The organism is Curtobacterium sp. NPDC090217, from assembly GCF_044746705.1.
Classification (GTDB): Bacteria; Actinomycetota; Actinomycetes; order Actinomycetales; family Microbacteriaceae; genus Curtobacterium.
Genome location: NZ_JBIVCR010000003.1, coordinates 109,253 through 127,391, shown reverse-complemented (window position 1 = coordinate 127,391; position 18,139 = coordinate 109,253). Strand labels below are relative to the sequence as shown.

General features: G+C 68.0%; 13 protein-coding genes. 4 read left to right on the top strand and 9 right to left on the bottom strand.

Going from position 1 to position 18,139, the window contains the following annotated elements; genetic code table 11:
• Positions 1–4 precede the first annotated feature (4 nt).
• Entirely contained in the window at positions 5–1,198 is a 1,194-nt protein-coding gene (locus ACIPJ2_RS12490; protein WP_281267198.1) for an amidohydrolase, read from the bottom strand.
• Between the two features lie 47 nt (positions 1,199–1,245).
• The gene (gene typA, locus ACIPJ2_RS12485) at positions 1,246–3,168 is read right to left on the bottom strand and encodes a translational GTPase TypA (RefSeq protein ID WP_281267197.1); all 1,923 of its coding nucleotides are present in this window, start codon (positions 3,166–3,168) and stop codon (positions 1,246–1,248) included.
• Between the two features lie 121 nt (positions 3,169–3,289).
• Between typA and ACIPJ2_RS12480 the strand changes: the two genes are divergently transcribed.
• Complete coding sequence (locus tag ACIPJ2_RS12480; protein ID WP_402729088.1) at positions 3,290–4,039, top strand: CPBP family intramembrane glutamic endopeptidase; 750 nt, start codon at positions 3,290–3,292, stop codon at positions 4,037–4,039.
• 641 nt (positions 4,040–4,680) lie between these two features.
• On the opposite strand, the gene ACIPJ2_RS12475 is transcribed toward ACIPJ2_RS12480, so the two are convergent.
• The 3 genes from ACIPJ2_RS12475 to ACIPJ2_RS12465 are packed head-to-tail and all read right to left on the bottom strand — an operon-like array spanning position 4,681 to position 8,805.
• Positions 4,681–6,813: a dipeptide ABC transporter ATP-binding protein gene (locus ACIPJ2_RS12475; protein WP_402729087.1), complete on the bottom strand. Its 2,133-nt coding sequence runs from the start codon at positions 6,811–6,813 to the stop codon at positions 4,681–4,683.
• Positions 6,810–7,820 (bottom strand): ABC transporter permease, encoded by a 1,011-nt coding sequence (locus ACIPJ2_RS12470; protein WP_402729086.1) that lies wholly within the window; start codon positions 7,818–7,820, stop codon positions 6,810–6,812. The genes ACIPJ2_RS12475 and ACIPJ2_RS12470 overlap by 4 nt, the downstream gene beginning before the upstream one ends.
• A gap of 1 nt (position 7,821) precedes the next feature.
• Complete coding sequence (locus ACIPJ2_RS12465; protein ID WP_402729085.1) at positions 7,822–8,805, bottom strand: ABC transporter permease; 984 nt, start codon at positions 8,803–8,805, stop codon at positions 7,822–7,824.
• A 143-nt stretch (positions 8,806–8,948) separates the two neighbouring features.
• Here ACIPJ2_RS12465 and ACIPJ2_RS12460 point away from each other — a divergent pair, with 143 nt between their 5' ends.
• The 3 genes from ACIPJ2_RS12460 to ACIPJ2_RS12450 all read left to right on the top strand — a co-directional run bounded on the left by ACIPJ2_RS12460 (position 8,949) and on the right by ACIPJ2_RS12450 (position 12,051).
• Entirely contained in the window at positions 8,949–10,631 is a 1,683-nt protein-coding gene (locus ACIPJ2_RS12460) for an ABC transporter family substrate-binding protein (protein WP_402729084.1), read from the top strand.
• A 141-nt stretch (positions 10,632–10,772) separates the two neighbouring features.
• Positions 10,773–11,252 carry a peroxiredoxin gene (locus ACIPJ2_RS12455; RefSeq protein ID WP_402729083.1) on the top strand — a complete coding sequence of 160 codons (480 nt, stop codon included), beginning with the start codon at positions 10,773–10,775 and terminating at the stop codon, positions 11,250–11,252.
• Between the two features lie 229 nt (positions 11,253–11,481).
• Positions 11,482–12,051, top strand: a complete 570-nt coding sequence (locus tag ACIPJ2_RS12450) for a PH domain-containing protein (protein WP_402729082.1) — start codon at positions 11,482–11,484, stop codon at positions 12,049–12,051.
• Positions 12,052–12,616: 565 nt separating this feature from the next.
• Here ACIPJ2_RS12450 and ACIPJ2_RS12445 read toward each other — a convergent pair.
• The 4 genes from ACIPJ2_RS12445 to ACIPJ2_RS12430 all read right to left on the bottom strand — a co-directional run bounded on the left by ACIPJ2_RS12445 (position 12,617) and on the right by ACIPJ2_RS12430 (position 18,077).
• The gene (locus tag ACIPJ2_RS12445) at positions 12,617–14,359 is read right to left on the bottom strand and encodes an ABC transporter ATP-binding protein (RefSeq protein WP_281267189.1); all 1,743 of its coding nucleotides are present in this window, start codon (positions 14,357–14,359) and stop codon (positions 12,617–12,619) included.
• Positions 14,356–15,306, bottom strand: a complete 951-nt coding sequence (locus ACIPJ2_RS12440; RefSeq protein WP_281267188.1) for an ABC transporter permease — start codon at positions 15,304–15,306, stop codon at positions 14,356–14,358. Before ACIPJ2_RS12440 ends, ACIPJ2_RS12445 begins: the two co-directional genes overlap by 4 nt.
• Complete coding sequence (locus tag ACIPJ2_RS12435; protein ID WP_402729081.1) at positions 15,296–16,225, bottom strand: ABC transporter permease; 930 nt, start codon at positions 16,223–16,225, stop codon at positions 15,296–15,298. Before ACIPJ2_RS12435 ends, ACIPJ2_RS12440 begins: the two co-directional genes overlap by 11 nt.
• A gap of 220 nt (positions 16,226–16,445) precedes the next feature.
• Positions 16,446–18,077, bottom strand: coding sequence for an ABC transporter substrate-binding protein (locus tag ACIPJ2_RS12430; protein ID WP_402729080.1), 1,632 nt, complete (start codon positions 18,075–18,077; stop codon positions 16,446–16,448).
• Between the last annotated feature and the right edge of the window lie 62 nt (positions 18,078–18,139).

The window sequence follows — 18,139 nt, the reverse complement described above, 5'->3', positions numbered from 1 at the left end:
CGCGTCAGCGCAGGTAGGCGCGCGCGGCCGCGACGAGCGCGTCGACGCCCACCGGGATCGCGGTCTCCGCCTGCGGCGCGTAGAACGGCGAGTGGTTGCTCGGGATGTCCTCGCCGCGACGGAACAGCTCCGGGTCGGTGATGCCCGTGAACCAGTACACGATCGGCACACCAGCGGCCGTGGCGAGCTGCCCCACGTCCTCCGACGCCATCGCGAGGCCGGACTCCAGGTCGACGGCGTTCGGGACCGCCGGACGGAGGGCATCGAGGACCTTGGCTGCCTGCTCCGGGTCGTTCACGAGGACGTCGGCACCCGGGAACCGCTCGATCGTCGGCTCGGGCAGGCCACCCGCCTGGCTCTCGGCGCGGACGATGCGCTCGATCGAGTCGATGATGCGGCCGCGGGTCTCCTCGTTGCGCGCCCGCGTCGAGATCTCGATGACGGCCTTGTCGGGGATGATGTTCGCCCGGCTTCCGGCGTGGAAGCTCCCGACGGTCACGACACCCGCGTCGCTCGGGGAGGTCTCGCGGGAGACGATCGTCTGCAGCCGCACGACCGCCGACGCCGCCGTGACGACGGGGTCGAGCGAGGACTGCGGAGCCGAGCCGTGGGCCCCGCGGCCGTTGAACGTGACGGCGAACCGATCGCTCGACGCCATCACCGCGCCGGCACCGACGGCGACCATGCCGACCGGGGCGGGTGCCGAGTGCTGGCCGAGCACGATCGAGGGCTTCGGGAAGCGCTCGACGAGGCCGTCGTCGACCATCGCCCGGGCACCGGAGATGACCTCTTCGGCGGGCTGGAACACGGCGACGACGGTGCCGGACCAGTCGGCCTTCGTCGCGGTGAGGCGCTCGAGCGTGCCGAGGAGCCACGTGACGTGGATGTCGTGGCCGCAGGCGTGCATCGTCGGGACGTCGGCGCCGGTCTCGTCGGTGCCGCGGTGGGTGCTCGCGTACGGCAGGCCCGTGCGCTCCTCCACCGGCAGGCCGTCCATGTCGGCACGGAGCCAGATGACCGGACCGTCGCCGTTCGACAGGACCCCGACGACGCCGGTGCCGCCGACGCCCTCGGTCACGTCGATACCGCCCAGCTCGTGCAGTTTCGCGGAGACGACACCGGCGGTGCGGTGCTCCTGGAAGCCGAGTTCGGGGTGGGCGTGGAGGTCCTGGTACAGCGAGAGGAGGTCGAGAGTCACGGCATCAACCGTATCCCTCGACCTCCTCGTGCACTGTGTGCTGGTGCTTACGCGTCCTGACGCTTCAGGCGGGCGTACGCGCGCTGGCGAGCCTGTGCGTCGAGCTCGACCTTGCGGATGCGCACGGCGTCGGGGGTGACCTCGACGCACTCGTCCTCGCGGGCGAACTCCAGGCACTCCTCGAGGGAGAGCTGGCGCGACGGCGTCATCGACTCGAAGGAGTCGGCGTTCGCCGAACGCATGTTCGTCAGCTTCTTCTCCTTCGTGATGTTCACGTCCATGTCGTCGGCGCGCGAGTTCTCGCCGATGACCATGCCCTCGTAGACCTCTTCGGTGGGGTTGACGAAGAACGTCATCCGCTCCTGGAGGTTCGTGATGGCGAACGGCGTGACGACACCGGAGCGGTCGGACACGATCGAGCCGTTGATGCGGGTCTGGATCGGGCCGGCCCACTCGGCGTAGCCGTGCGAGATCGCGTTGGCGATGCCGGTGCCGCGGGTCTCGGTGAGGAACGACGTGCGGAAGCCGATGAGGCCACGCGACGGCACGATGAACTCCATGCGGATCCAGCCGGTGCCGTGGTTCGTCATGTTCTCCATGCGACCCTTGCGCGCAGCCATGAGCTGCGTGATCGCGCCGAGGTGCTCCTCCGGCGTGTCGATCGTCATGTGCTCGTACGGCTCCTGGAGCTTGCCGTTCTCGTCACGCTTCGTGACGACCTGCGGCTTGCCGACCGTGAGCTCGAAGCCCTCTCGACGCATCTGCTCGACGAGGATGGCCAGCGCGAGCTCGCCGCGACCCTGGACCTCCCACGCGTCGGGGCGGCCGATGTCGAGCACCTTGAGCGAGACGTTGCCGACGAGCTCGCTGTCGAGGCGGTTCTTGACCATGCGCGCGGTGAGCTTGTGGCCCTTGACCTTGCCGACGAGCGGGCTCGTGTTGGTCCCGATGGTCATCGAGATCGCCGGGTCGTCGACCGTGATGGTCGGCAGCGGGCGGACGTCCTCGGGGTCGGTCAGGGTCTCACCGATGGTGATCGTGTCGAAGCCGGCGACGGCGACGATGTCACCGGGACCGGCGGACTCAGCCGGGTAGCGGTCGAGCGCCTTGGTGATGAGGAGTTCGGTGATGCGGGCGTTCTGGACGGTGCCGTCGTGCTTGACCCAGGCGACCGTCTGGCCCTTCTTCATCGTGCCGTGGAAGATGCGCAGCAGCGCGAGGCGGCCGAGGAACGGCGAGGCGTCGAGGTTCGTGACGTGCGCCTGCAGCGGGTGCTCGTCGTCGTACTTCGGGGCCGGGACGTGCTGGAGGATCGCTTCGAAGAGCGGCTCGAGGTCGTCGTTGTCGGGCAGCGAGCCGTCGGCCGGCTTGTTGCGGCTGGCGGCACCGGCACGACCCGAGGCGTAGACCACGGGGACGTCGAGGATGGCGTCGAGGTCGAGGTCGTCGACCTCGTCCGAGAGGTCGGACGCGAGACCGAGGAGCAGGTCCTGCGATTCGGAGACGACCTCGTCGATGCGGGAGTCCGGGCGGTCCGTCTTGTTGACGAGCAGGATCACCGGGAGCTTCGCGGCGAGCGCCTTGCGGAGCACGAAGCGGGTCTGGGGCAGCGGGCCCTCCGACGCGTCGACGAGCAGCACGACACCGTCGACCATGGACAGGCCGCGCTCGACCTCGCCACCGAAGTCGGCGTGGCCGGGGGTGTCGATCACGTTGATGGTGATGGGGCCGTCGGAGCCGAACTCGGTCGCGTGCTTCCCGTTGTAGAGCACCGAGGTGTTCTTCGCGAGGATGGTGATGCCCTTCTCGCGCTCGAGGTCGTTCGAGTCCATCATCCGGTCTTCGCCCTCGAAGTGGGCGTCGAACGAGTTGGTCTGCGTGAGCATCGCGTCGACGAGCGTGGTCTTGCCGTGGTCGACGTGTGCCACGATGGCGACGTTGCGCAGGTCGGACCGGGTGGCGAGCGCCATACAGGACATCCTTCAATTTCTGGGAGAGTGTCGGGCCGACGTCGTCACGACACCGCACCCGCGGGCAGAACGCCCGACACACCAGTCTACCGGTAGTTCGCAAGTGGCAGGAGTACAGCACATGAGCCGACGGCGAACGTGGGTCGAGATCACGATCGTCCTGATGCTCTCGTTGGGCGGCAGCGCGCTCTACTCGGTGCTGCAGATCATCGACGACCTGTCGCAGACCACCCCGCTCGGGCAGCAGTCCACGGCGCTCAACACGTCGACGACCACGGTGCAGTACGTCGACCTCGCGAGGCAGCTCGTCGGCATCGCGGTGGACCTGGCCCCGGTCGCGCTGGTCTGCTACCTGCTCTGGAACACCACCCGACCACACCTGTCGCGCCTGGGCATCGACCGGTTCCGGGCCGGGTCCGACATCGGCGTCCCCGTCCTCATCGCGCTCGGCATCGGGATCCCGGGGCTCGCGCTGTACTTCACGGGCCGTGCGCTCGGGTTCACGGTGAACGTGAACCCCGCTGCACTCGACTCGTACTGGTGGACGATCCCCGTCCTGCTGCTCTCGGCGATCCGGTCGGGGCTGCAGGAGGAGGTCATCGTCATCGGGTACCTGTACGCGCGCCTCGGCGAGATCGGGTGGGGGCGCTGGCAGATCATCCTGTCCACCGCACTGCTGCGCGGCAGCTACCACCTGTACCAGGGCTTCGGTGCGTTCGTGGGGAACGCCGTGATGGGCATCGCGTTCGGGTGGATCTACACGAAGTGGGGCCGGCTCATGCCCCTCATCGTGACGCACTGCATCCTCGACGCCGCCGTCTTCGTCGGGTACCCCTGGGTGGCGCACGCTTTCCCCGCGCTGTTCGAGTAGCGCCGAGGGGGTCCCCACTCCGTCGAGTGGAACAGAAATGGTCGGGTCCGCGGACGCGACCCGATGGTTTCTGCTCCCTCGATGCGTCGGGCGCGACCACGCGGCGGACGGGAGGCTCGGCGCGCGTCCGGCACCGAGCCTCCCGTCTGGTGCGTGGTCCGGTGCGTGGTCCGGCCGGGCGGGCCGGCCGCGCGGGCCGGCTGTCCGGGCGGCCCGGCCGGGGACGAGTGCGCGGAGGTGGCGGCGTCCCGGGGCGCTGGATCGCACCTGCTGCGCTCTCGCCGTCCGACCGCCGCGCCGTTCCGGCGCACACCCACCGAGTGCGCGGACATGGCGACCACCGGGCAGCATCGGCCGTCGTTGCTGCGCACTCGATCGCGAACGGCGCGTGATCGCGACCACGCGGCGGACAGGAGGCTCGGTGCGCGTCCGGCACCGAGCCTCCTGTCCGGCACCTGGTCGCCTGCGACCGTCGGCGGGCGCGCCTCACGAACGGGCGAAATGCCCGGGTGGGTGCGCGACGTGACCCGGGTATTTCGCCCGCTCGTGCTGCGGACGGGACCGCCGACGGACGAGTGCGCAGAAGGCGCGGGCTGGACAGGTCCGGGAGCCCGTCGTCTGCGCACTCGATCCAGCGGCGGCTAGGCCGTCAGCGTCGCCACCTGCTCCGGGTAGTGGCACGCCGCGCGGTGGTCGACCGAAGCGCCGCGGTGCGACGTCTTCTCGGGGACCTCGTCCTCGCAGCGCGACTTCTGCGCGTCCGGGAGCATCGCGTACAGCGGGCAGCGCGACCGGAACCGGCAGCCGGTCCGACGCTCGGTGGGACTCGGCGGGTCACCGGGGAGCAGGATCGTCGTCCGGCTGCGCTCGATCACCGGGTCGGGCACCGGCACCGCCGACATCAGCGCCGCCGTGTACGGGTGCATCGGGCGTTCGAAGACCTCGTCGACGGCGCCCTCTTCCACCGTGCGGCCGAGGTACATCACGCTGACGCGGTCCGCGACGTGCCGGATCACCGACAGGTCGTGCGAGACGAACAGGTACGACAGGCCGAGGCGCGCCTTGAGCTCGGCGAGCAGGTTGAGCACGCCGGCCTGGATCGAGACGTCGAGTGCGGAGACCGGCTCGTCGAGGACGATCAGCTCCGGCTCGGTGGCGAGCGCCCTGGCGATCGAGATGCGCTGCCGCTGGCCGCCGGAGAACTCGTGCGGGTAGCGGTCGGCCTCGGCGGAACGGAGTCCGACGAGTTCGATGAGGTCGGGCACGCGCTCGGCGATGCGGTCGGCACTCGCTCCGACTGCTCGCAGCGGTTCGGCGACCACGTCGTACACGGTCATGCGTGGGTCGAGGCTCGCCGCCGGGTCCTGGAACACCATCGAGATTCGGTTGCGGAGGGTCTTCGTGCCGGACTTGCTCGTGTCGACCGGGGCGCCGAAGAGCTCGACGGTGCCGACCTCGGGACGCTCCAGGTCCATCAGCTGGTGCAGCGTCGTGGACTTGCCGGAGCCGGACTCCCCCACGAGCCCGAGCGTCTCGCCCTGGCGGATGTCGAGGTCGACCCCGTCGACGGCGTAGACCTCGCCGACCTTGCGGCGGAAGACCGAGCCCTTGACGAGCGGGAACGTCTTCGTGAGCCCCTCGACCTGGACGACGGGGTCGCGGTCGGCGCGCTGCACGTGCGCGGCCGGGGCGGTGTCGATCGACGGCAGCGTGAAGATCGCTCCCGCGTCGGCGTGGGCCTTCGCGACCTCGTCGGTGCGGTGGCAGGCGGCGGCGTGCGGGACGCTCGTGTCCACCGGCGCCTCACCGGGGACGCCGGCCGCGACGTCGAGGACCTCGAGCGCCGGCTCGGACGTCCGGCATGCCTCCGCAGCGAGCGGGCAGCGATCGGCGAACGGGCACGCGTCGGCCAGCCCGATGAGCGACGGCGGCGATCCGGGGATCGGCACGAGCGGACCGCCGCTGGACTCGTCGAGCCTGGGCAGGGCGCCGATGAGGCCGATCGTGTACGGCATCCGGGGCCGCGCGAACAGCTCGTCGGCGCTGGCGGTCTCCACGATCCGTCCGGCGTACATGACCGCGATCCGGTCGGCGATCCCGGCGATGACGCCGAGGTCGTGGCTCACGAACACCAGTGCCGCGCCGGTCTCCCGCTGCGCGGTCCGGAGCACGTCGATGATCTGCGCCTGGATCGTCACGTCGAGCGCCGTGGTGGGCTCGTCGGCGAGGATCACCTCGGGGTCGTTCGCCATCGCCATCGCGATCATCGCGCGCTGCCGCATGCCGCCGGAGAACTCGTGAGGGAACGCGTCGACCCGGCTCTCCGCCTGCGGGATGCCCACGAGCTTCAGGAGCTCGATCGCACGCTCACGGGCCTGCTGCTTCGTGACGTCGCGGTGGATCCGGACGGTCTCGGCGATCTGCTCGCCGATCGTGTACACCGGCGTGAAGGCGGACAGCGGGTCCTGGAAGACCATCGCCACCTTCGACCCGCGGAGCTTGCTCATCTGCCGGTCGCTGCGACCGACGAGCTCCTGCCCGTCGAGGTCGATCGAGCCGGTGACGACGGTGGTCTCCGGGAGCAGGCCGAGGATCGCCATGCTCGTGACCGACTTGCCCGAGCCGGACTCGCCGACGATGCCGAGGACCTCGCCACGACGGAGCTCGAGGTCCACCCCGCGGACGGCGTGCACCTCGCCCCGAGGGGTCGGGAAGCGGACGTGCAGGTCGCGGACGCGGAGGATCTCGTCGGTGTTCGTCGTGGTGGTGCTCATGCGCCCGCTCCGGCCTGGGTGTTCAACGCGGCGACGTCCACGGCCGCCTGGTTCTGGTCGCGACGACGGTTCCGCTTCTGCCGCTTGCCGGTGGTCGACGTCGGGTCGAGCGCGTCCCGCAGCCCGTCACCGATGAGGTTCGCGGCGATCGCGAAGACCACGAGGGCACCGGCTGCGAAGTAGAACAGCCACGGGCTCGTCAGCGCGTTGTCCTGGTTCTGGGCGATCAGGGTGCCGAGCGAGACGTCGGGCGCCTGCACACCGAAGCCGAAGTAGCTCAGCGTCGTCTCCCCGAGCACCGCGGTCGCGACCTGGATCGTGCCGTCGATGATCAGGAACGATGCCACGTTGGGCAGCACGTGCCGGAAGATGATCCGGAACGGTCCGATGCCCATGTAGCGGGCGGCGCGGACGAATTCGCGTTCCTTGACGGACAGCGTCATCGAGCGGACGACGCGGGCGGTGATCATCCAGCCGAAGACGGTGATGAGGACCACCAGGACGATCCAGCCGGCGTTCTGGATGCGCGGGCTGATGATCGCGATGATCAGGAACGACGGCAGCACGAGCAGCATGTCCACGAAGAACATCACCAGCCGGTCGACCCACCCGCCGAAGTACCCGGCGGCGGCCCCGGTGATGGCCGCGATGGCCGTTGAGAACACCGCGACGAGCAGTCCGATGAGCAGGCTCTTCTGCATGCCCCTGGCCGTCTGGGCGAACACGTCCTGACCGATCCCGTTCGTGCCGAACCAGTGCGCTGCGCTCGGCGGTCGCGTGAACGCGGTGTAGTCGATCTGCGAGTACTGCCACGGGCTGACCAGCGGCCCGATGAACGCGAAGGCGAAGAGCAGCAGCACGACGACGGTGCCGATCGCCGCGCCGCGGTTCATGAACAGGCGGCGGACGGTCTGCGCAAAGCGGTTGTTCTGCCGGGTCGCCCGTGCCGGGGTGTCGCTGCGGGCGACGAGGGTCGGGTCGACGGGCTCGATGCGGGTGTCGGTCATCTCAGCTCCTCCGCACGCGCGGGTCGAGTGCTGCGGTCGCGACGTCGGCCAGGAACCCTGCGACCAGGACGACCACCGCCGCGAACAGCGTGTACGCGGTCACCACGTTGACGTCGTTGTTGTTCACCGCGTCGATGAACCACGACCCCAGCCCGTTCCACGCGAAGATCTTCTCGGTCAGGGTCGCGCCGGTCAGGATCCCGAGGAACCCGTACGCGAACAGCGTCGTCATCGGGATCAGTGCCGTCCGCAGGCCGTGCTTGAACGTCGCGCGACCGCGGGTCAGGCCCTTCGCCCGCGCCGTGCGGAGGAAGTCCGAGCCCAACACATCGAGCATCGTCGCGCGCTGGTACCGGCTGTAGATCGCGATGAGCCCGACGGCGATCGAGATCGTCGGCAGCAGCAGGTGCGCACCGCGGTCGAGCAGGAGCGTCCAGGTGGACCCGTCCAACCCGGGGGTGGCCTCCCCCGTGAAGTTGATGATCTGGCGTCCCGCGTCCTGGTTCAGCTTCGTCGCCCCGATCTTCAGGAAGACGGCGGTCAGGAACACGGGCGTCGAGAACAGGACGATCGATATCGCTGCGCTCACCCGGTCCGACAACCGGTACTGCCGGATCGCGTTCCAGACACCGACGAGCACCCCCAGCACGATGCCGGCGACCGACCCGACCAGCAGCAGACGGAGGCTGACGCCCAGCCGCGGGAAGAACTGCTCGTTCACCGAGCGGTCCTGGATCGTCTGTCCGAGGTCGCCGTGCACGACGTCTCCGAGCCAGTGCGTGTACCGGATGACGATGGGCGTCTTGTCGTTGACGCCGATGTCGTCGAGCTTGGCGTCGATGACCTGCGCCGACGGCGCCGGGTTGCGCTGCGCGTAGACGGAGCGGGGGCTGAACGTCGCCGATGCCAGGAAGTAGGTCAGCGAGGTCGCGATGAAGACGAGCACGACGTAGTACACGAATCGACGCGCCAGGAAGCGGATCATTCCGCCACCTTACGGCCCCGTTTGTTTCCGGCAGATCACATGGACCGTCCGGCCGGGTAACGATTGATGGTTCGAACACGAAATGTTCTCCCACCCCCGCGCGAGGGCCATAAGGTGAATCCCAACTTCACGAGGGGAACAGAATGAAGCACGGGAAATTCCTTGCAGTCACGGCGGCCCTCGCCGGGATCGCACTCGCCGTCACCGGCTGCTCGGGCGGTTCCGGCAGCTCCGGCAACGACAGCTCCAGCGACTCCGGCAAGAAGACCCTGCCGACGTCGGCACAGATCAACGCACAGCCGGTCTCCGACCTGCAGAACGGCGGGACACTCCGTCTGCCGATCTCGCAGTGGGTGTCGCAGTGGAACTACAACCAGGTCGACGGTCCGCTCGTCGACGCGTCGACGATCGAACAGGCGACGATGCCGTTCATCTACACGATCGACGACAAGGGCGCTCCGACCCTGAACACGGACTACGTGTCCAAGGCCGAGGTCACCAGCGACGACCCGCTCACCATCTCGTACACGATCAACGACCAGGCCAAGTGGAACGACGGCTCGCCGATCACCTGGCGTGACTTCGAGAACGAGTGGAAGACCACCAACGGCACGGACAAGGACTACCTGATCGCCGGGTCCACCGGGTACGAGGACATCGACTCCGTCACCCAGGGCGCGACCGAGCGCGACGTCGTGGTCAAGTTCGCCACACCGTTCTCCGACTGGAAGTCGCTGTTCAGCCCGCTCTACCCGGCCAGCCAGACGAGCACGCCGGACCAGTTCAACAACAACTACAAGGGCAAGGTCCCGGTCTCCTCCGGCCCGTACAAGATCACCGACCTCAACGAGACCGCCGGCACGGTCACGATGAAGCCCGACGAGAACTGGTGGGGTGACAAGCCGAAGCTCGATCAGGTGATCTTCCGCTCGCTCGACGGCAACGCCGACGTGGACGCCTACCTGAACAAGGAGATCGACTCCGTCCTCACGACGACGTCGGAGCGCTTCGACCGGGTGAAGAACGCGAAGAACACGAAGATCCTCGCGTCCACGTCCGCCCAGTACACGCACGTCGACTTCTCGACGAACGGCCTGCTCAAGGACAAGCAGCTCCGACTGGCGATCCAGCACGCGGTGAACCGCGACGCGCTGGCGCAGGTCATCGGTGGCACGCTGCCCTACAAGCTCGGCACCCTCGACAACCACCTGTTCCTGTCGACCGACAAGGGCTACAAGTCGAACATCAAGCCGAACGCCACGTTCGACGTCGAGAAGGCGAAGAAGATCCTCGACGACGACGGCTGGAAGACGGATGGCACGTACCGGTCGAAGGGCGGCAAGGCGCTCTCCATCGCGATCACCATCCCCTCCGGTGCTCCGACGTCGCAGCAGCTGGCCCAGGTCATGCAGCAGCAGCTCAAGGAGGTCGGTGTGAAGCTCACGCTGAAGTCGGTCGCGACGGACGACTTCTTCGAGCAGTACGTCACGCCGGGCAACTACGACATGACGATCTTCGTCTGGGGCGGCACCGGTTTCCACTCCAGCAGCGCGACGATCTACACGTCGGGCAGCGTCGGACAGAACTACGGCCGGGTCAGCTCCGACACGATCGACAAGCTGACGAAGCAGGCCCTCTCCGAGCCGGACTCGGACAAGGCCAACGTCATCTGGAACAAGATCGACAAGCAGGTCTGGGCGATCGGGCACTCGATGCCCATCACGGCCAAGCCGGCGCTCGTCGCACAGAACCCGAAGCTCGCCAACTACGGCGCGTTCGCGGGTGCACAGAACATCGACTGGACGAAGGTCGGCTTCACCAAGTAGCCACCGACGGACACGACACAGCGGGGTCGAGCGCAGCAGCGCTCGGCCCCGCTGGCCGTTTCGACAGCAACCATCCGGACTCACAGGCCTCGCGCAGCGCGCCGAGGGCTCCCCTGCCCCCGCGCGCCGTACGTTGTGCACATGAGCATCCCCGTGGTCGGCGAACCCGCCCCGACCTTCACCCTGCCGGGCATGATCGTCCGCGACGGGGTGCGCACCGACGACGAATACGACCTGTCGTCCGAGATCGGTCGCACGATCGTCCTCGCCTTCTACCCGGGCGATGCCACCCCCGTCTGCACCGCGCAGCTCTGCAGCTACCAGGAGGAGCTCGACGAATTCGGCGACCTCGGTGCCGTCGTCTGGGGCATCAGCCCGCAGGCGCTCGACTCGCACGAGGCCTTCGCCCGCGACTCCTCGCTCACTTTCCCGCTCCTCAGCGACACCGCAGGCACCGTCATCCGCGACTACGGCGTCCGCGCGCCGGGACTCGGACTCCGACGCTCCGTGTTCGTCATCGGCCCGGACGGCATCGTCCGCTGGCGGCACGTCGGACTCGTCGGGCTCCGGTTCCCGAAGGCCTCCGTGATCCGCGGGGAGATCGAACAGCTCGTCCGGTAGGTACGTCCGCATCGACTTTGCGCTCGATCGGCGTGTCGGTTTCCTGATCCTTTCGTTCGGGGGTATTGACACCCGAACTGGGGTCGGGGACCATCGTCGGTACGAGAGATCCGTCATGGATTTGCCTCCCCGGAACATCGGGTCGTCAGTTGGTACGCGCACGGCGTTTCACGCCCGCTCAACAGACGGTTCCGGGGAGGCACTCTCGCACCTCTCCTACGATGGAGCCGTGAGCGACTCCCCCGGCCCCGTACCCGCGCGCATCGTCGCTCCCGGCATGCGGACGTTGGCCATCGTGCTCTGGGCCGTCGCCGCCGTCCTGCTCGTCCTCGGCTTCATCAGCCGCGGTGACACGTCGGTCCTCCTCGTGCCGATCCCGAGTATCTTCATCGCGTTCGTGGCATGGGCTGCGCTCTGGCGTCCTCGGCTGCTGCTCACCCCAGACGCGCTCGTGGTCGTCGACGTCCGCCGTACCTCGACGTACGCCTGGCAACGCGTCACCGGCGTCCGGACGAAGTACGGCCTCGAGATCCAGTCGAACGAACCCGACCGTCGCATCTGGATCGCGCCGCGGCCGACGGCACGCTTGCGCGTGGACCGGCCGGGAGGCTCGGTGCCGGTGACCGTGGACGCTGCGGCTGCCGAGGTGCTCGCGTTCGTCCCCGCGGCGGCTCCGCAGGACGGCCCGCCTCCGGCGACCGTCACCCCGCACCCGATCGTGCACCGTGTCCACGGGTGGACGATCCTCGCGATCACGATCCTCGCCATCGCCGCGTCGATGGCCGCCGCCCGCCTCTGACCCCGCCCGCCGGCGTGCGGGCAGGGCGCCATCAGGGCGTGCAAGCGCGCGTGCGGGCACTCGTGCGTGCGGGCGTGGGTGCGTGCGGACGAGCGTGGGTGCGCGCGTGGCGGACCCTGACTCGAGCGGGCGAAATGCCCGTGTCGGTCCCAAGCCCAACCCTGGCATTTCGCCCGCTCGGCCGCGTGCGGAGCGCGTCTCACGGTGAAGTCGCCATCCGTGTCGGCTCGGCGGACCCGAGGCGACACGGACTGCGATCTCACCCGGCGTCGATCCGGGTACGAGGCGGGCAGGACAGCCGCGCGGACGAGGGGCGGTCCTCCAGTCCGTGTCCACGGTCGAGCGGGCGGAATACCCGGGTGCGCGCTCGGGGCGACCACGGTATCTCGCCCACTCGACGGAGGCGCGGCCCGCGGGAGCACGCCCGCACGTCGAGCGGGCGGTATACCCGGGTGGGCGCTCGGGGGGCCACGGTATTTCGCCCGCTCGACGGGGCGGGTGGGGCGGAAACGCGGAACGCGCCGCCCCATCGGGGCGACGCGTTCCGTGTGCGGTGGACGGGTGCTCAGCGTCCGAACTCGAACGAGGCGCCCGGGATCGCGGCCAGGAGGTCGCGGGTGTACTGCTCGCGCGGGTTGGCGAACACCTCGTCGGTCGTCGCCTTCTCCACGATCTGTCCCTTGCGCATGACACACACGTTGTCCGCGACGAGGCGGACGACGGCGAGGTCGTGCGTGATGAACAGGTACGTCAGGCCGAGTTCCGACTGGAGCTCGGTGAGGAGCTCGAGGATCTGACCCTGCACGAGCACGTCGAGCGCGGAGACCGCCTCGTCGAGCACGATGACCTCGGGCTTCAACGCGAGTGCACGCGCGACGGCGATGCGCTGCCGCTGACCGCCGGAGAGCTCGTTCGGGTACCGGTTCACCATCGAGGACGGCAGCGCCACCTGGTCGAGGAGCTCACGCACGCGAGCGCGACGCGACGCCTTGTCGCCGACGCCGTGCGTGACGAGCGGCTCCGCGATCGTGTTCCCGACGTTGTACATCGGGTCGAGGGAACCGTACGGGTCCTGGAACACCGGCTGCACACGGCGGCGGAAGTCGAAGAGCTCCTTGCCCTTCAACGCACCGATGTCGGTGCCGTCGAACTGGACGGTGCCGCTCGTGATGCCCTCGAGCTGCAGCACGAGCTTGGCGACGGTCGACTTGCCCGAGCCGGACTCACCGACGAGCGCCGTGGTGGTGCCCTTCGGGATCGAGAACGACACGTCGTCGACGGCCTTCAACTCACGCGACGCGAGGTTCTTCCCGCGCAGCTTGTAGATCTTCTGCAGGTTCTTGACGACGATGAGGTCCTCGGCCGGCTGGTGCTCGCGCTCCTGGGCGCGTGCGATCAGTTCGGCGTCGTCGCTGCCGCTGTCCGAGATCGCGATGCTCTCGTGCTGCACCTTCGACTGGATGCGGCGGCTGGCGAGGGACGGCGCCGCGGCGACGAGTCGCTGCGTGTACGGGTGCTGCGGGTTGCCGAGGATCTCCTGCGACGGACCCGCCTCGACGACCTGCCCCTTGTACATCACGACGAGCTTCTCGGCACGCTCGGCAGCGAGGCCGAGGTCGTGCGTGATGAAGAGGACGCTCGTGCCGTAGTCGCGGGTCAGGGTCTCGAGGTGGTCGAGGATGACTCGCTGCACGGTCACGTCGAGCGCGCTCGTCGGCTCGTCGGCGATGAGCAGCTGCGGATGGCTCGACAGGCCGATCCCGATGAGCACGCGCTGCCGCATGCCGCCGGAGAACTCGTGCGGGTACTGCTTGAGACGGTTCGCGGCGTCGCCGAGACCCGCTTCCTTCAGGACCTCGATCGCACGCTCGCGCACGGCCTTCTTGCCGGTGGCCATGCCGTTCGCACGGATCGCCTCTTCCACCTGGAACCCGATGGTCCACAGCGGGTTGAGGTTCGACATCGGGTCTTGCGGGACGTAGCCGATCTCCTTGCCGCGGATCTCGGACATCTCCTTGTCGGAGAGGCCGACGAGCTCGCGACCGTTGAACTTGATCGATCCGCCGGTCACCTGGCCGGCGCCGGGCAGCAGCTTGATGATCGCCTGGGCGCTCGTCGACTTGCCGGAACCGGACTCGCCGACGATCGCGAGTCGCTCACCCTGCTCGAGGGTGAAGTCGACACCGCGGACCGCCTGGACGAACCCGCTCTGGGTCTTGAAGCCGATCTCGAGACCGGAGATCTCGAGGAGCGGCGCGCCGTTCGCGTTGGCGCGACGCGCGGTCGGCTCGGTCAGCGTCTCGCTCATCGGCGGGCCCTCGCCTTCGGGTCGAGTGCGTCGCGGACCACGTCACCGAGGAGGAGGAACGCGAGCACGGTGATGGACAGGGCGAGCGACGGCCAGAAGATCGTCGACGGGTTGGTACGGAGCGACGGCTGCGCGGCGTTGATGTCGTAGCCCCAGCTGAGCGACGACGGCGGCAGACCGATCCCGAGGAACGACAGGGTCGACTCGGCGACGATGAACGTGCCGAGCGAGACGGTCGCGACGACGATCACCGGGGCGATCGAGTTCGGGATGACGTGGCGGATCAGCGTCTTGAACCGGCTCACACCGAGTGCTGCCGATGCGGTGACGTAGTCCGCGTTCTTCGCGGACAGCACCGCACCGCGCATGATGCGGGCGATCTGTGGCCACGCGAACGCCGCCAGGACGAGTGCGACCGTCCACGGGCTGCGCTGCGGGATGCTCGACATGATCACGATCGCGCCGAGGACGGTCGGGATCGAGAAGAAGATGTCACCGATGCGGGACACCACGGAGTCGAGCCATCCGCCGTAGAAACCGGCGAGCGAGCCGACGATCACGCCGACGATGACCACGAGGATCGTCGCGACGAGGCCGACGAGCAGCGAGTTCTGCGTGCCGTAGATGACACGGGAGTAGACGTCGCAGCCCTGACGGGTGTACCCGAGGATGTGGCCGGCACTGCCGCCCTTCCCGGAGTTCGACAGGTCGCACGCACGCGGGTCGGCGTGTGCGAACACACCCGGCACCAGCGCGACGGCGATGATCAGGACGATCAGGACGCTCGACACCCAGAAGATCGGACGGACGCGCATGGAGTCCCACGCGTCGGTCCAGAGCGACCGGGTCTTCTCGTCTTCGTTGACGTTGTCGATCGCCTGGAGCGGCGTCTCCTCGAGCGGCGCGACGTAGTGCGTCGCCGAGCGCGATTCGGTGTTACTTGGCATAACGGATCCTCGGGTCCAGGACGGCGTACAGCAGGTCGACCAGGAGGTTGGCGAGCATGAAGATGATGACCATCACGGCGACGAACGACACGACGGTCGGACCCTGGCCGAGCTTGACGGCCTGGTAGACCGTGCCGCCGACGCCGTGGATGTTGAAGATGCCCTCGGTCACGATCGCGCCGACCATCAGGTTGCCGATGTCGATGCCGAGGTAGGTGACCACCGGGATCAGCGAGTTCCGGAAGATGTGCACACCGATGACGCGGCGACGCGGGAGGCCCTTCGCCGTGGCGGTGCGCACGAAGTCGGCGCTCATGTTCTCGGCGACGCTGGCCCGTGTGAGTCGCACGATGTAGGCGAACGACCCGGTCGCGAGGACGATCGCGGGGAGCACGAGCTCCGACCACGGCGCCTGACCGGAGACCGTTGCACGGAACAGCCCGAGCTGGATCCCGAGTCCGTACTGCAGGACGAAGCCGATGACGAACACCGGGATCGAGATGAGGAAAAGGCTGACGACGAGCGCGGTGGCGTCGAAGAGCTTGCCCTTCCTGAGGCCGGCGATGACACCGACGACGATGCCGGCGACCGACTCGAACACCAGCGCGAGGATCGCGAGGCGTGCCGTGATCGGGAACGCCTGCGCGAGCTGCTCGGTGACCGGGATCCCCGAGTACGTCATGCCGAGGTCGCCGCGGAACACGCCGCCGATCCACAGCAGGTACTGGACGATGAAGGGCTTGTCGAGGTTGTACTGCGCGCGGATCTGTTCGATGACCTGCGGCGACGGCTGGTGGTCGCCGAAGAGCGCGGCGATGGGGTCTCCGGGGAGGAGGAACACCATCAGGTAGATGAGGAACGTGGCACCGAAGAACACGGGGATCAGCTGCAGGAGGCGCTTCCCGAGGTACCAGAGCATCAGATCTCCGCCTGGTTCGGAGCGAGCATGTGGATCACAGTCATTTCGTCGTGGGTGGACGTCGCGTGAGTTGACACGGCTGCCCGGCGCGGGAGGCGGCGCCCGCTTGGGTCGTGGGGGGGAGGTGTTGCCGCCGCGGTACGGGGGCCCGAGGACTGATCGTCCCCGAACCCCCGTCCGGTGGTGTTGCTGCTGATGCAGGATACCTGCGATCAGTTCGTTACTTCTTGACCTCGACGTCGTAGTAGAGCGGCACCGAGTCCCAGCCGAACTTGACGTTCGACACGTTGTCAGCGGACCACACACCGGTCACGTTCGAGTACCAGAGGGGGATCTCCGGCAGGTCCTTGAGCAGGAGCTCCTGGGCCTGGTCGAAGATCTTGTTGCCTGCCTCGACGCTGTCGGCCGACTGGCCCTGCTTGAGCAGGTCGTTGAACTCTGCCGAGTCGTAGCGCGAGTAGTTGTTCGACGAGCCCTCACCCATGGTCGGGCCGAGGAAGTTGTACAGCGACGGGTAGTCGGCCTGCCAGCCGGTACGGCTCGCGCCGGTCAGCTTGTCGTTCGTCTGGACGTCCAGCGCCTCCTGGAAGGTCGGGTACGCCTTGCCTTCGGCCTTGATGCCCAGGGTGTTGGAGATGCTGTTCGCGACCGCGGTCACCCACGCCTCGTGCCCGCCGTCGGCGTTGTACGAGATGGTGAGGGTGTCGTTGTACGGCGAGATCTTGTCGGCCTCGGCCCAGAGCTTCTTCGCCTCGGACTTGTTGTAGTCCAGGACGTCGGAACCCTTGAGGTCCTTCGACCAGCCGTCGATGACCGGCGAGGTGAAGTCGCTGGCCGGCGTCCGGGTGCCGTCGAAGATCTTCGAGGTGATCTGCTTGCGGTTGATGGACATCGACACCGCCTCGCGACGGAGCTTGCCCTCCTCGCCCTTCCAGTGGTCGAGGTAGTAGGGCAGGTAGATGCCCTGGAAGATCGCGGCCGGCTGGTTCACGTTCGAGTCGGGGAAGTCCGACTTGTAGTTCGCGAACGCGCTGTCCGGCACGGCGTCGAGGATGTCGAGGTTGCCACCCTGCGCGTCGGAGTACGCGGTGTCCTGCGAGGTGTAGAACGTGATCGTCAGACCACCGTTCTTCGGCTTGCGCTTGCCCTCGTAGTCCTTGTTGGTGACGAGCTTGATGTCCGTGTTGTGCGTCCACGCGCTCTTGCTGGCCAGCTTGTACGGGCCGTTGCCGATCGGGTTCTCACCGAACGCCTTGGGGTCGTCGTAGAACGACGACGGCAGCGGCACGAACGCCGAGTAGCCGAGCGAGAGCGGGAAGTCCGACTGCGGGGACTTCAGGGTGACGGTGAACTCGTCGTCGCTGACGACCTTGAGGCCGGTGAGCTCGGAGTCGGCGTCGGCGCTGTAGCCCTCGATGTTCTCGAAGTAGTAGCTCGCGCCCTGGGCGTTGGACTTCTGCGCCGCCCAGTTCCACGCCTTCGTGAAGGACTCTGCGGTGATCTTCTCGCCGTTCGTGAACTTCCAGCCCGTGTTGAGCTTGATGTCGAACGTCTTCGAGTCGTCGGTGGTGATGCTCTTCGCGACCTCGTTCACCGGCTTGCCGTCGGCGTCGTAGGAGCGGAGTCCCTCGAAGATCGAGTTGATGATCTTGCCACCACCGGTCTCGGTGGTGTTCGAGGGGATGAGCGGGTTCTGGGGCTCGCTGCCGTTGGTGGTGACGATGCCGTTCGCGTTCGTCGAGCCGGAGCCCGAGTTGCTGCCGCTACCACTGTTGCTGGAGCAGCCGGCCAGGGCGATTGCTGTGGCCCCGAGCACGGCGAGGGCTGCGAGCCCAGCGCGCTTCTTGATCAAGAGTTCCTCCTGGTGCATGGGACGCGCCCGGCACAGAGGTGTCGCCAGGCGCGTTTGACCTT

Bases quoted from the DNA above. Each gene is read 5' to 3' on its own strand.
- typA (WP_281267197.1), bottom strand. From the start codon at position 3,168: ATGGCGCTCGCCACCCGGTCCGACCTGCGCAACGTCGCCATCGTGGCA.
- ACIPJ2_RS12480 (WP_402729088.1), top strand. From the start codon at position 3,290: ATGAGCCGACGGCGAACGTGGGTCGAGATCACGATCGTCCTGATGCTC.
- ACIPJ2_RS12475 (WP_402729087.1), bottom strand. From the start codon at position 6,813: ATGAGCACCACCACGACGAACACCGACGAGATCCTCCGCGTCCGCGAC.
- ACIPJ2_RS12470 (WP_402729086.1), bottom strand. From the start codon at position 7,820: ATGACCGACACCCGCATCGAGCCCGTCGACCCGACCCTCGTCGCCCGC.
- ACIPJ2_RS12465 (WP_402729085.1), bottom strand. From the start codon at position 8,805: ATGATCCGCTTCCTGGCGCGTCGATTCGTGTACTACGTCGTGCTCGTC.
- ACIPJ2_RS12460 (WP_402729084.1), top strand. From the start codon at position 8,949: ATGAAGCACGGGAAATTCCTTGCAGTCACGGCGGCCCTCGCCGGGATC.
- ACIPJ2_RS12455 (WP_402729083.1), top strand. From the start codon at position 10,773: ATGAGCATCCCCGTGGTCGGCGAACCCGCCCCGACCTTCACCCTGCCG.
- ACIPJ2_RS12445 (WP_281267189.1), bottom strand. From the start codon at position 14,359: ATGAGCGAGACGCTGACCGAGCCGACCGCGCGTCGCGCCAACGCGAAC.
- ACIPJ2_RS12440 (WP_281267188.1), bottom strand. From the start codon at position 15,306: ATGCCAAGTAACACCGAATCGCGCTCGGCGACGCACTACGTCGCGCCG.
- ACIPJ2_RS12435 (WP_402729081.1), bottom strand. From the start codon at position 16,225: ATGCTCTGGTACCTCGGGAAGCGCCTCCTGCAGCTGATCCCCGTGTTC.